The sequence below is a fragment of the Comamonas sp. BIGb0124 genome (assembly GCF_003752175.1).
Taxonomy (GTDB): Bacteria; Pseudomonadota; Gammaproteobacteria; order Burkholderiales; family Burkholderiaceae_C; genus Comamonas_F.
In genome coordinates, this window is record NZ_RJVF01000016.1 from 24,087 (window position 1) to 37,479 (window position 13,393).

The window sequence follows — 13,393 nt, forward strand, 5'->3', positions numbered from 1 at the left end:
AACGGACATGGCAAGATTTTTCATCGAACGGCCCATCTTTGCGTGGGTCGTGTCCATCTTCATCATGGTGTTGGGGGCTGTCTCCATCACCCAGCTGCCGATTGCGCAGTACCCGGCCGTGGCGCCGCCCACCATTCTGGTGACGGCGACCTACCCCGGCGCCGATGCCGAAACGCTCGAGCAGAGCGTGCTGGCCGTGGTCGAACGCGAGATGAACGGCGCGCAGGGCCTGGCCTACATGGAGACCGCTGCGCAGTCCAACGGCACCGGCACGATCACGCTGAGCTTCGAGCCCGGCACCGACGTGGACATGGCGCAGGTCGACGTGCAGAACCGCCTGTCGCGGGCCACGCCGCGCCTGCCGTCGGCGGTGACGCAGCAGGGTGTGCGCGTCGAGCAGTCGCGCTCCAACTTCCTGCTGTTCGCCATGCTCTCGACGTCCAGTCCGGACACCAGCGTGGAGCAGCTCAACGACTACGCCGCCCGCAACGTGCTGCCCGAGCTGCAGCGCATTGCCGGCGTCGGTACGGTGACGCAGTTCGGTGCGGAACGGGCTATGCGCGTGTGGGTCGATCCGGCCAAGCTCAAGGGCTACAACATGGCCATGAGCAGCGTGACGGCGGCCATCGCGGCACAGAATCTGCAGGTGTCGGCCGGCTCGCTGGGTGATCTGCCGAGCGAAGCCAACCAGTCCATCGCCGCGACCATCGTCGTCAAGGGCCAGCTCAACACCGCCGAACAGTTCGGCGAGATCGTGCTGCGCGCCAACACCGACGGCTCGACCGTCAAGCTCAAGGACGTCGCGCGCATCGACCTCGGTGCGCAGTCCTACAACACCAGCGCCCGTCTGAACGGACAGGACGCGGTGGGCCTGGGCGTGCAGCCCACGCCGGATGCCAATGCGCTGGAAACCGCCAAGGCCGTCAAGGCCAAGCTCGAGGAACTCAAGCAGTTCTTCCCGGCCGGCGTGCAGTACACGGTGCCCTACGACACCACGACCTTCATCTCGGTGTCCATCGAAAAGGTGGTCCATACGCTGATCGAAGCCGTGGTGCTGGTGTTCCTGGTGATGTTCCTGTTCCTGCAGAACTTCCGCTACACCATCATCCCGACCATCGTGGTGCCGGTGGCGCTGCTGGGCACCTTCGGTGCGCTGCTGGCGCTGGGCTTCTCGATCAACGTGCTGACCATGTTCGGCATGGTGCTGGTGATCGGCATCGTGGTGGACGATGCCATCGTGGTGGTGGAGAACGTCGAGCGCATCATGAGCGAGGAGGGCCTGCCGCCTCTGCAGGCCACACGCAAGGCAATGGGCCAGATCTCCGGCGCCATCATCGGCGTGACGGTGGTGCTGATCTCGGTGTTCGTGCCGCTGGCCTTCTTTGCGGGCTCGACCGGCAACATCTACCGCCAGTTCTCGGCCACCATGGCGACCTCGATCGCGTTCTCCGCGTTCCTGGCGCTGTCGCTGACACCGGCTCTGTGCGCGACGCTGCTCAAGCCCGTGGCCGCCGGCCACAACCACGAGAAGAAGGGTTTCTTCGGCTGGTTCAACCGCGGTTTCACGCGGACCTCGAAGCGCTACGAGTCCGGCCTCTCCAAGCTGGTCCGCCGTTCGGGCCGCATGATGATCATCTACGCGCTGCTGGTCGGTGTGGTGGCGCTGGTCTACACACGCCTGCCGACCTCCTTCCTGCCGAACGAGGATCAGGGCTACATCATCACCAACGTGCAACTGCCCGAGGGCGCTTCGAAGGAACGCACGACCGAGGTCCTGACGCAGATCGAGAAGTACATGCTCGATCAGTCCGAAGTCGCCAACATCGTGACGGTTGCCGGTTTCTCGTTCTCCGGACAGGGCCAGAACGTGGGCCTGGCGTTCGTGATTCTCAAGGACTGGAGCGAACGCAGCGGTGCGGAGCATTCCGCCCAGGCCGTCGCCGGCCGGGCCTTCGGCGCGCTGGCCGGCATCCGCGATGCCTTCATCTTTGCGCTGAGCCCGCCACCCATTCCGGAACTGGGCAACGCCACCGGCTTCACCTTCCGGTTGCAGGACCGCAGCAGCCAGGGTCATGCGGCCCTGACGGCGGCACGCAACCAGTTGCTGGGCATGGCGGCGCAAAGCCCGGTCCTCGCGGGCGTGCGTCCCGACGGCATGGAAGACGCACCGCAGATGCACATCGACATCGACCGCGCCAAGGCCAACGCGCTGGGCGTGAGCTTCGATTCGATCAGCACGGCGCTGTCGACCTCGCTGGGCTCGTCGTACGTGAACGACTTCCCCAACCAGGGCCGCCTGCAGCGTGTCGTGGTGCAGGCCGATGCCAGCGCCCGCATGCAGCCCGGACAGATCCTGGATCTGCCGGTGCTCAACAGCGCGGGCCAGGTCGTTCCGCTGTCCGCGTTCGCGACCACCCGCTGGGAGGTGGGCCCGGTGCAGACCGTGCGCTACAACGGCTATTCCGCAGCCAAGATCGCCGGCGATGCCGCGCCGGGCTACAGCACGGGCGATGCCATGGCCGAGATGGAGCGCCTGGCCGCCCAGTTGCCGCAGGGCTTCGGCTACGAGTGGACCGGCCAGTCGCGTGAGGAAAAGCTCGCCGGCTCGCAGGCCATGGTGCTGTACGGCTTCGCCATCCTGGCCGTGTTCCTGTGCCTGGCCGCACTCTACGAGAGCTGGTCGATTCCGTTCTCGGTGCTGCTGGTGGTGCCGCTGGGCGTGCTGGGCGTGCTGCTGGCGACGCTGGGCCGCGGGCTCTCCAACGACGTTTACTTCCAGATCGGGCTGATCACCATCATCGGCCTGTCGGCGAAGAACGCGATTCTGATCATCGAGTTCGCCAAGGACCTCCAGGCCCAGGGCAAGAGCGTGGTCGAAGCCGCGCTCGAAGCCGCCCATCTGCGGTTCCGTCCCATCATCATGACCTCGCTGGCGTTCACGCTGGGTGTGCTGCCGCTGGCCATCGCCACCGGCGCCAGCTCGGCCAGCCAGCAGGCCATCGGAACGGGCGTGATCGGCGGGATGATCACCGGAACGGTGCTCGCGGTGATCTTTGTGCCCGTGTTCTTTGTGCTGGTGCGTGGCTACTTCAAGGGCAGCGAGCGCCAGCGCTCGCTCGACGCCAAGCAAGCCAAGCAGCACATGGAGGAAGCCAACCGTGCCGAGTAATTCTTTTATGTCGATTTCTTCCAAGACGAGCCGGCCTGCGCTGCAGGGCCTGAGCATCCTGGCTGCGGCCCTGGTGCTGGCCGGCTGCTCGCTGGCGCCCAAGTACGAACGTCCGGCGGCCCCCGTGGCCGCGACCTTCCCGCAGGCGCCGGCCGCCGTGGCCAGCCAGGCCGCTGCCGCCGACATCGGCTGGCAGGACTTTTTTGCCGACGCCCGTCTCAAGCGGCTGATCCAGATCGCGCTGGACAACAACCGCGACCTGCAGGTCTCCGCACTCAACGTGCAGCGTGCGCAGGCGCAGTTCCGCATCCAGCGCGCGGCCCAGTTGCCGACGCTCAACGGTGCCATCACCGAGAGCCGGCAGAGCCCGGGCGGCAGCGAGAACGTGGCCACGATCGGCGTCGGCATCACCTCGTACGAGCTCGACTTCTTCGGCCGCATCCAGAGCCTGAAGGACGCCGCGCTGTCGACCTACCTGGCGAACGAAGCGACCCGCAAGACCGCGCAGATCAGCCTGGTCTCTTCCGTGGCGACGGGTTACCTGACGCTGCTGGCCGACGACCAGTTGCTGCGGGTGACGCGCGACACGCTGCAGACGCGCGAGGATTCGTTCAAGCTGACGCAGCTCAAGTTCGACAACGGCGTGAGTTCGGAGCTGGACCTGCGCCAATCCGAAGGCCTGGTCGAAAGCGCTCGCGCCAGCCTGGCGCAGCTCGAACGCCAGCGTGCCCAGGATCTCAACGCCATGGTGCTGCTGCTGGGGACCCCGACATGGCCGGCCGACGTGCCGCTCGACGGTCGGGCACTGGGCGGACAGACCGATCTGCTGGCCAAGATCCCGGTCGGCCTGCCCTCGGACCTGCTGGTCAATCGCCCGGACATCGTGGCCTCGGAACAGAGCCTGCTCGCCGCCAACGCCAACATCGGCGCGGCCCGTGCCGCCTTCTTCCCGCGCATCACGCTGACGGGATCGTTCGGCCGTGCCAGCACCGGTCTCTCGAACCTGTTCGACGAGTCGACAAAGGCCTGGTCGTTTGCGCCGCAGCTCAGCGTGCCGATCTTCGATTGGGGCGCCAACCGGGCCAACCTCGACGTCGCCCAGGTGGACCGCGACATCGCGACGGCCAACTACGAGAAGGCCATCCAGTCGGCGTTCAGCGAAGTGGCCGACGCGCTGGCCGGCAACGCGACCTGGGACGAACAACTGCGCGCCACCCAGGCGCAGTTGAAGGCGGCGCAGACCACCTTCCAGCTCTCCGACCTGCGTTACCGCAACGGCGTGTCGAGTTACCTCGATCTGCTCGATGCGCAGCGCACGCTGTTCACGACCCAGCAGACGGCGATCACGGTGCAACTGGCTCAGTTGCAGAACCAGGTCACGCTCTACAAGGTGCTGGGCGGCGGCTGGACGGCCGAGTCCACCCCGGCCGCAGCCACGGGCGCGGCAGCAGCCGGCCCCACCGTCGGTCCGCGTACGGGCGCCCAGCCCTGAGCATGCCGGCCGGGTCGCGCATGGATGCAATGGTCTCCATGCGCGGCTTCTTTCGGCGGCCTGGCACGCGCCGCTGCCGCGCGGTGTCGGGGCTGTCCGGCCCGAGCCCCCGCCGCGAGCCGACACGCGGCCGTCGGGCCGGCGGTCCACGCACGGCACACTAGCGCACCATGGACCAACCCTCGCTTGCCTGGACACTGTCGGCCATCTGGATCGCCTACCTGCTGTTGCTGGGGGGCTGGATCGTGCTGCAGAAACGCTCGCCGGTCGCCACCCTCGGCTGGCTGCTGGCGCTGGGTGCATTGCCGTACATCGGTTTTTTCATCTACTACCTGTTCGGGCCGCAGCGTGTCGAACGCCGCCGCCTCAATCGCCAGGCCAGCCGCCGCGCCGTCGAAAGCCAGCGCGAAGACTGGCGGCAGCGGCTCGAGGCCGAGGCCCTGCCGCATGCCTCGAGCATGGGGCGCCTGATCTACGGCGCGAGCGGCTATCCGCCCACCATCGCCACCGCGCACACGCTGCTGTCGGGCGGCGAAGCCACCTTCGAGGCCATCTTCGCGGCCATCGGGCAAGCCCGCCGCAGCATCCATCTCGAGTACTACATCTACGAACGCGACGACACCGGCACCGCGTTGCGCGACCTGCTGGTCGCCAAGGCGCGCGAGGGCGTGCAGGTGCGCCTGCTGGTCGATGCGCTCGGCTCGGCCCGGGTGACGCGGCGCTGGATGCGGCCGCTCATCGAAGCCGGCGGCGAGCTGGCGTTTTTCCATGCCACCTCGCTGCGGCGTTTCCGGCCCGTGCTCAACATGCGCACCCACCGCAAGATCGTGGTGGTCGACGGCGCGATCGGGCTGACCGGTGGCATCAACGTGACCGACGAACAGGATCAGCGCCGCTGCCGCGAGCCCTACCACGACCTGCATCTGCAGATCGAAGGGCCGGCGGTGTACTGGCTCGAGCAGATGTTCCTCGAGGACTGGCACTACTCGACCGGCCAGGTGTCCGGTGCGTCCTTGCCGCCGCCGGAGCTGCCGGCGGGCGGGGGCGGTCAGGTGGTGCAGATCATCCCGGCCGGGCCGGACGAGTTGCATGCCCCCATCCTGCGGGCCAAGATCACGGCCATGGAGCATGCCCGCGAACGCATCTGGCTGACCACGCCGTATTTTGTGCCCGACGAGCCCGCGCTGTTCGCGCTGACCTCGGCCGCCCTGCGGGGCGTGGATGTGCGCATCCTGGTGCCCCGGCGCAGCGACAACCTGCTCGTCACGCTGGCCGCACGGTCCTGGTTCGGCGAGCTGCTGCGGGTGGGCGTGCGCATCTGGGAGTACGGACCCTGCATGCTGCACAGCAAGTCGCTGGTGGTCGACGACCTCTACAGCTTTGTCGGGACGGACAACTTCGACAACCGCAGTTTCCGGCTGAACTTCGAGGTGGCGGTGCTCAACTACGAGCCCGAGGCCGCGGCCGCGCTGGCCGCCCAGTTCGAAGCCGACATGGCCGGAGCCCAGGAGCTCATCGTTCGCCAGCCCCGCCGCACCATCGCCAAGCGCTTTCCGGAAGCCTTGGCGCGCCTGGCCTCGCCCTTGCTCTAGCAGACCGGCAGGCCCTGCCGTAGGGCGTGCCGGCCGGCCGGTCAGCGCCGGCCGTTCTTCTCCAGCGCCGAGGGGCTGAGCACATAGCCCCGTGCCGCCGGCAGATCCGCAGCGCGCACGTCGCGTGCCGTCCAGAAGCCGGCTTCGAGCGCATCGGCCAGCAGGCCCATGTCCTGGCTGTGGACCCGGCCCAGTCCCCGCTCGGTGTCGAGGTAGGCGTGACCTTGCTCGTCCACCAGGCAGGCGCGCACGGCGGCGGTCAGGCCGGTGTGGCTCGTCACGCGCGGCGCGCCATCGGCTGCATCGCCCGCATCGAGCCGCCAGACCCACGGCGTGCTTTCCAGCTCGACGAACACGCGCTGCGGGCCGTTCTGGAAAAACCAGCAGCCTCGCTCGTCGGCCGCGTAGTTGCGGCCGATGAACGCGACCAGCTTGTCATGGCGCAGCAGCGAACCCTTGACCTCGGGGAAAGGGCCGGCGGCCTGCACCCGGTCGTCGCGCATGTACCAGTGCCCACGTGCATCGAGGCCCAGCCAGTCATGGCAGTCGGGCACGTTCGGCCATTTGGCCATGGCCTGTCTGACGATGTCGTCCATGGCGATGCCGTCAGCCTGCGCGGCAGATCTTGAGCATGTTGGAGCCGCCCGGCGAGCCCATGGGTTCACCGCAGGTGATGGCGTAGACATCGCCCGTGTCGACGATGCCGCGTTTCTTGAGGTGGGTTTCGGCCTGCGCCAGCGCCACGTCGCGATCGTCGCTTTCGTCCATCAGCAGCGGGCGCACGTTGCGGATCAGTGCCATGCGCCGCTGCGTGGCCAGGCTGGGGGTCAGGGCGTAGATCGGGATGTCGATGCGGTGGCGGCTCATCCACAGCGCGGTCGAGCCCGAAGCCGTCAGCGCAACGATGGCCTTGGCGCCGAGCTGGTGCGCGGTGAACAGCGCACCCATGGCAATGCTCTGGTCGATGCGGCGCACCGTGCGGCTGCTGAAATCGGCATCGAGTTCCACATGCTCGGCCTGCTCGGCGGCGGCACAGATGCGGCCCATCTCCTGCACGGTCTCGAGCGGGTAGCGGCCGGTGGCTGTCTCCGCGCTGAGCATCACGGCGTCGGTGCCGTCGAGCACCGCGTTGGCCACGTCGCTCACCTCGGCGCGCGTCGGCACGGGGTTGGTGATCATGCTTTCCATCATCTGCGTGGCGGTGATCGCCAGCTTGTCGTTGGCGCGCGCGAGCTTGATCATGCGTTTCTGCAAGGCGGGCACCGCGGCGTTGCCGACCTCGACGGCCAGATCGCCGCGCGCCACCATGATGCCGTCGCTGGCCAGCAGAATCTCCTCGAGGCGGGGAATGGCTTCGGCCCGCTCGATCTTGGCGATCATGCCGGGGCGATGGTTGAACTCGGCCCCCGCGATGTTGGCGAGCTGGCGCGCCATCTCCATGTCCGAGGCGTTCTTGGGGAAACTCACGGCCACGTAGTCGGCCTGGAAACTCATCGCGGTCTTGATGTCCTCCATGTCCTTGGCCGTGAGCGCCGGGGCCGTGAGGCCGCCGCCCTGCTTGTTGATGCCCTTGTTGTTGCTGAGTTCGCCGCCCACCACCACGGTGGTGTGCACGGTCTCGCCGATCACGCTGTCGACCGACAGCACGATCAAGCCGTCGTTGAGCAGCAGGGTGTCGCCGGCCTTCACGTCGCGCGGCAGGCCCTTGTAGTCCAGGCCCACGCCGTCGAGGTCGCCGGGCTCGGTGCGGGTGGCGTCGAGCACGAACTTGGTACCGGAAACCAGCATCACCCGGCCTTCGGCAAACTTGCCGACCCGGATCTTGGGGCCCTGCAGGTCGGCCATGATGGCGACTTCGCGGCCGGCCCGTTCCGAGGCTTCGCGCACCAGGCGGGCGCGTTCGATGTGGTCCTGTGCCGTGCCATGGCTGAAGTTCAGCCGCACCACGTTCACGCCCGATGCAATCATGCGTTCGAGCATTTTGGCGTCGCTGGAAGCGGGGCCGAGGGTGGCAACAATCTTGGTGGCGTGGCGGGCGCGGCTCATGTTCGAAGTCTCCATGGGTCTGGGTTGGTAATTTTGTTTCTATTTTGACAGGTTGTTTGTGCGACCTGGGTTACCGCGGAAAGTTGCAGGCACGCCCATTCGGCCGCTCTCAAAGCAGGCTGCGCATGGACTGCGCCGTCTCTTGCAGCGCCGGCAGCACGCGGGCCAGCGCCTCGTCGGCGGTTTCGCGTCCCATGGGCATGGTGACGTTGATGGCGCCGAGGACGACGCCATGGTGGTCGCGCAGCGGCACGGCGATGCCGCGGTGCTTGAGCTGCAACTGCTGCTCCGAAAGCGCCCAGCCCTGGGCCCGTGCCTGCATGATCTGCTGGCGCAGCAGGGCCGAGGTGGCGTGGGTGAAGGCGGTGTAGATCTTGGGCGGGTGCACGGCCAGCCAGGCGTCGATGTCGGGGGTGGCCATCATCGACAGGATCACCAGGCCGGCCGCGGTCACCTGCGCCGGCACGCGTGAGCCCAGGATATAGCCCGTGTTCATCTCGCGGTTGGTGCCGTTGCGGGCGATGCATACGATGTCGTCGCCGTCGAGCACGCTGACGTAGGCCACCTCCTGGGTGCCGCTGGTGATGCGCTGCAGGAACGGCTGCACGATGGCCGGCAATCGGGCCGACACCAGGTAAGCCTGACCCAGCCGCAGGATGCGCGGCGTGAGCCAGAACTGCTTGCCGTCGGTCTCGACATAACCCAAATGGTTGAGCGTGAGCAGGTAACGGCGCGCCGCCGTGCGCGTCAGACCGCAGCGCCGGCCGGCTTCGGTGGCGGTCAGCCGGGGGTTGAGGTCGTTGAAGGACTCGATCAGTGCCAGCCCTTTTTCCAGCCCGGCTATCCAGTTCTGTTTATCCAGCATCTCGGCCATAGGCCCTCTTCCGCAGTAGGGGAAGGGGCGTCTGCTGATCGCCCCCATGGCGCGATTATCGAACGCAGACCAGGCCGTCGAAGCCTGCGACAGCCCGTGCTTTCCCTGGTCTTCGGCGCTGGCGGGTACGTCGGCCCGCGTATTGGGCGAAACCCTGAAGTCGATCGATCATCGCACGCAAGCGTTCGGTGATCGATCGTTATTAGCGTTTACGTGCCCTGTCGCGATGTGGGGGGCGAGCCTACATTTCAGCCAGCGAAGCGGACATGCCGTGCGAGGCGGCCCGCCTCGCGGCAGCGATTGCATCCCATGGACCACCGAGGAGACATCAACATGAACAAGCGGTTTGCCCTGAAAACGATGGCAGCATGCGCCATCGCAGCCTGCAGCCTGGGCGCCTGGGCGCAGCAGAGCGTCAAGGTCGTCAACATCGTCGAGCTTTCCGGCGCGGGCGCGACGGCCGGCACCAATTTCAAGAACGGGGTGGAGCTCGCCATCAAGGAGGTCAACGCCGCAGGCGGCATCCTCGGCCGCCGCATCGACTATGTCAGCAGCGACACGCAGAGCAACCCCGGTGTCGCCAAGGGCCTGACGCAGAAAGCGGTGGACGACGATGTCTTCGCCATCTTCGGTCCCGTGTTCTCGGGCTCCATCATGGTCAGCATGACCGAGTCCAAGCGTGCCGGCATCCCCAACTTCACGGGCGGAGAAGCGGCCAGCATCACCCAGCAAGGCAACCCCTACGTGTTCCGTACCAGCTTCACGCAGGAAACGGCCATGCCCAAGGTGGCCCGCTACATGCGCGACCAGCTCAAGCTGCAGTCCATCGCCGTCATCTTCGTCAACAACGACTTCGGCAAGGGCGGGCTGGATTCGATCAAGAAAGCGCTGAGCGGCGGCAGCACCCGCATCGTCAGCGAGATCTCCACCGACAGCGGGCAGGTCGACTTCTCGGCGGCGGTGCTCAAGGCCAAACAGAGCGGCGCCGACGGCGTGTTCGTCTACACCAACGAGGAAGAGTCCGCCCGCGCGCTGCGCGAACTGCGCAAGCAGGGCTGGAACAAGCCCATCGTCGGCGAGACCACGCTGACCGGCCAGAAGGTCATCGATCTGGCCGGCGAAGCGGCCAACGGCGCCATCGCGCACGTGGGCCTGACGGTCGACGCGCCGCTGCCTGCCGTGCGCGCCTTCCGCGCCAAGTTCGAGAAGGCCTACAACTACGTGTCCGACCACAACGGCATGAAAGGTTATTCGGCGGTCTACATCCTGAAGGCGGCGGTCGAGAAGACCGGCAAGTTCGACCGCGAGGCGGTGGCCAAGACCCTCCACACGCTGACGGTCCGCGCCGACCAGCAGCCGGGCGTGCTGATGGACGTGCAGTTCGATGCCAAGGGCGATCTCGACCGCGAGAGCTTCATCGTCGAGGTCAAGAACGGCAAGCAGGAAGTGATTGCCACCGTGCCGCCGCTCACCCCCATCAAGCGCTGAGCTTGCCGGCCCGAGGCGGGCCGCCCGGATGCCGCGCCAGGCACCGGGCTGGCAGCGCCCTGCGCGAGGCCCATGACAACAGGGAGTCCTGATGACCGATTTCGTACAACTCTTTTTCTCGGGGCTGTCCACCGGCGCGATCTATGCGCTGGCCGCCCTCGGCTTCACGCTGCTGTGGCAGGCCAGTGGCACCATCAACTTCGCCCAGGGCGAGTTCGTGATGCTGCCGGCCTTCATGATGCTGGGCTTCATCCATGTCGGCGCGCCGCTGGCCGTGGCCTTTGCCGCCACCGTGGTGCTGTCGGTGATCGTGCTCGGCTGGCTGTTCAAGCGCGGCATCGTCGATCCGCTCTTTCGCTACGGCATGATGCCCATCGTGGTGGCCACGATCGGCCTGGCCATCGCGTTGCGCAACGGCGTGCGGGCCGGCTACAGCGCCGAAGCCTATCCCTTCCCCAGCCTGTTCGCCGACCGGCTCTTCAACATCGGCGGCGTGACCATCACCCTGCAGGACGTCGGCACCTTCGTGCTGGCGATGCTGCTGGTCGTCGCCACCCAGGCCTTCCTGTCGCGCACGGTGACGGGACGGGCCATGCAGGCCGTGGCACAGAACACCGAGAGCGCCTCGGTGCTGGGCATCAACGTGCCGCGCATGATCTTCTACACCTTCGCCATCAACGCCATGCTGGCCGCTTCGGCCGCGCTGCTGGTCACGCCGACCTATCTGGCCAAGTTCGACATGGGCGAGGGCCTGGGCACCAAGGCCTTCTTCGCGGCCATCATCGGCGGCTTCAACAACTCGCGCGGCGCCCTGCTGGGCGGGCTGATCGTGGGCGTGGGCGAGAACCTGGCCGCGGCCTACATCTCGCCGTCGTACAAGGACGCCGTGGCGCTGGTGCTGTTCATGGTGGTCATCCTGTTCAAGCCGCAGGGCTTGCTGGGCAAGAAGATCGAACGCAAGGTATGACCGGCAGGAGACCCCTCAAATGAAAAAAATCCACCTGATCCTGCTTCTGGTCGGCTTGGCCCTGTTGCTGGCCCTGCCGCACTTCTTCAAGAACTACGGCATCTATCTGCTGACCTACTGGCTGATCTTCGTCATCGCCACGATGGGGCTGAACCTCACGGTGGGTTACGCCGGGCAGAAGTCGCTGGGGCACGCGGCCTTCTTCGGCATCGGCGCCTATACCGTGGCCATCCTGGTGAAAGCCGGCGTGAGCTTCTGGATCGGCCTGCCCCTGGGTGCGCTGATCTGTTTCTTCACCGGGCTGGTGCTGGGTTTCCCGGCGCTGCGGGTGCAGACCATCTACCTGGCCTTCGCCACCCTGGGTTTCAACACCGCGGTATGGCTGGTGATGCGCAACGAGGAATGGCTCACGGGCGGCACTTTCGGCATCAACGGCATCACCCGGCCCGAGCTGCTGGGCCTGTCGCTGTCGGGCAACCTGGCCTACTACCATTTCGTGCTGGCGGTGGCGGTGCTGCTGGGCCTGCTGCTGTGGGGGCTGCTGCGCTCGCCCTGGGGCAAGGCCTTCACGGCGCTGCGCGACAACCCCATCCGGGCCGAAAGCCTGGGCGTGGACGTGCGCAGCTACACCCTGCTGAGCTTTGCCATCGGAGCCGCCTATGCCGGCATCGCCGGCGGCCTGTTCGCCTCGCTGGTCGAGTTCATCGAGCCTGCGCCCTTCACGGTGGCCTCGTCCATCATGATGTATCTCATGGTCGTCGTGGGCGGCCCGGGCTACTTCTTCGGACCGGTGCTCGGTGCTGCGGTCGGCGTGCTGCTGCCCGAGTGGCTGCGCTTCGCGCAGGCCTGGTACCTCGCCATCTTCGGTGTGTCGGTGGTCGTCCTCATGGCCTGGCTGCCCGACGGCCTGCTGAGCATCCCCGACCGCATCCGGGCCAAACGCCAGTCCCGCCAGGCCAGTGCGGCCCGCAGCGCGGCGGCGCAGGCAGCCGCCCCTTCTTCCACGGGAGTGCAACCATGAGCCATCCGCTTCTGAAAGTCAGCGGCCTGCGCAAATCCTATGGGGCCATCAAGGCCGTCAACGGCGTGAGCTTCGAGGTCATGCCGGGCGAGATCTTCGGTGTCATCGGGCCGAACGGCTCCGGCAAGACCACGATGTTCAACAGCGTGCTCGGCCAGATCCGGCCCGACGAGGGCCGCATCGAACTCAAGGGCGAATCGATCGCGGGCCTGAGCCCGCTGGCGCTCAACCGGCGCGGGGTGGGCCGCACCTTCCAGACCCTGCAGGTCTTCGGCAAGATGACCGTGCGCGACAACCTGCTGGTGGCCGCGCAGGAGCACCGGGGCAGCCTGTGGTCGCGCATGTTTGTCCCGGGCGATTCCGGCCTGGGCGACAAGGCCGACGAGCTCATCGACCTGTTCCGCATCCGCCATGTGGCCGACAAGCCGGCGGGCAGCCTCAGCTACGGGCAGCAGAAGCTGGTGGACATCGCCATGGCCTTCATGAGCGACCCCGACCTGGTCCTGCTCGACGAGCCCTGCGCCGGCGTCAACCCCAGCCTGGTCGGCGGGATCTCGACCCTGCTCAAGAAACTCAACCAGAGCCGCAAGGGCTCGTTCGTGGTCATCGAACACAACATGGACTTCGTCATGGATCTCTGCCACCGCATCATGGTCATGGTCGAAGGCGAAGTCATGGCCGTGGGCACGCCGGCCGAGATCCGCGCCAACAAACAGGTGCTCGACGCCTATCTCGGGAGCTGAA

10 protein-coding genes are annotated in these 13,393 nt (G+C 66.9%); 7 read left to right on the top strand and 3 right to left on the bottom strand.

The genetic code is table 11. The annotated features are described in order from the left end of the window. Positions 1–7 precede the first annotated feature (7 nt). The 3 genes from EC845_RS21030 (at position 8) to cls (ending at position 6,253) form a co-directional block, all read left to right on the top strand. Positions 8–3,169, top strand: coding sequence for an efflux RND transporter permease subunit (locus tag EC845_RS21030; protein WP_123300258.1), 3,162 nt, complete (start codon positions 8–10; stop codon positions 3,167–3,169). A 7-nt stretch (positions 3,170–3,176) separates the two neighbouring features. Continuing rightward, a complete protein-coding gene (locus EC845_RS21035; protein WP_123300260.1) occupies positions 3,177–4,661 on the top strand; it encodes an efflux transporter outer membrane subunit in 1,485 nt (494 codons plus the stop codon). Between the two features lie 170 nt (positions 4,662–4,831). Then, positions 4,832–6,253, top strand: a complete 1,422-nt coding sequence (cls, locus tag EC845_RS21040; protein WP_123300262.1) for a cardiolipin synthase — start codon at positions 4,832–4,834, stop codon at positions 6,251–6,253. 41 nt (positions 6,254–6,294) lie between these two features. Here cls and EC845_RS21045 read toward each other — a convergent pair whose 3' ends face one another. The 3 genes from EC845_RS21045 to EC845_RS21055 all read right to left on the bottom strand — a co-directional run bounded on the left by EC845_RS21045 (position 6,295) and on the right by EC845_RS21055 (position 9,173). After that, the gene (locus EC845_RS21045) at positions 6,295–6,849 is read right to left on the bottom strand and encodes a DUF2946 family protein (RefSeq protein WP_123300264.1); all 555 of its coding nucleotides are present in this window, start codon (positions 6,847–6,849) and stop codon (positions 6,295–6,297) included. A gap of 10 nt (positions 6,850–6,859) precedes the next feature. Then, positions 6,860–8,299, bottom strand: a complete 1,440-nt coding sequence (gene pyk / locus EC845_RS21050; protein ID WP_123300266.1) for a pyruvate kinase — start codon at positions 8,297–8,299, stop codon at positions 6,860–6,862. A 109-nt stretch (positions 8,300–8,408) separates the two neighbouring features. Then, positions 8,409–9,173, bottom strand: coding sequence for an IclR family transcriptional regulator C-terminal domain-containing protein (locus tag EC845_RS21055; protein WP_123300268.1), 765 nt, complete (start codon positions 9,171–9,173; stop codon positions 8,409–8,411). A gap of 333 nt (positions 9,174–9,506) precedes the next feature. On the opposite strand from EC845_RS21055, the gene EC845_RS21060 reads away from it, so the two are divergent. The 4 genes from EC845_RS21060 to EC845_RS21075 all read left to right on the top strand — a co-directional run bounded on the left by EC845_RS21060 (position 9,507) and on the right by EC845_RS21075 (position 13,392). Continuing rightward, positions 9,507–10,661 (top strand): ABC transporter substrate-binding protein, encoded by a 1,155-nt coding sequence (locus EC845_RS21060; RefSeq protein WP_123300270.1) that lies wholly within the window; start codon positions 9,507–9,509, stop codon positions 10,659–10,661. A gap of 91 nt (positions 10,662–10,752) precedes the next feature. After that, positions 10,753–11,628, top strand: coding sequence for a branched-chain amino acid ABC transporter permease (locus tag EC845_RS21065; protein ID WP_123300272.1), 876 nt, complete (start codon positions 10,753–10,755; stop codon positions 11,626–11,628). 19 nt (positions 11,629–11,647) lie between these two features. Further along, positions 11,648–12,649, top strand: a complete 1,002-nt coding sequence (locus EC845_RS21070; RefSeq protein ID WP_123300274.1) for a branched-chain amino acid ABC transporter permease — start codon at positions 11,648–11,650, stop codon at positions 12,647–12,649. Beyond that, positions 12,646–13,392, top strand: a complete 747-nt coding sequence (locus EC845_RS21075; RefSeq protein WP_123300276.1) for an ABC transporter ATP-binding protein — start codon at positions 12,646–12,648, stop codon at positions 13,390–13,392. The genes EC845_RS21070 and EC845_RS21075 overlap by 4 nt, the downstream gene beginning before the upstream one ends. The last annotated feature ends 1 nt before the right edge of the window (position 13,393 follow it).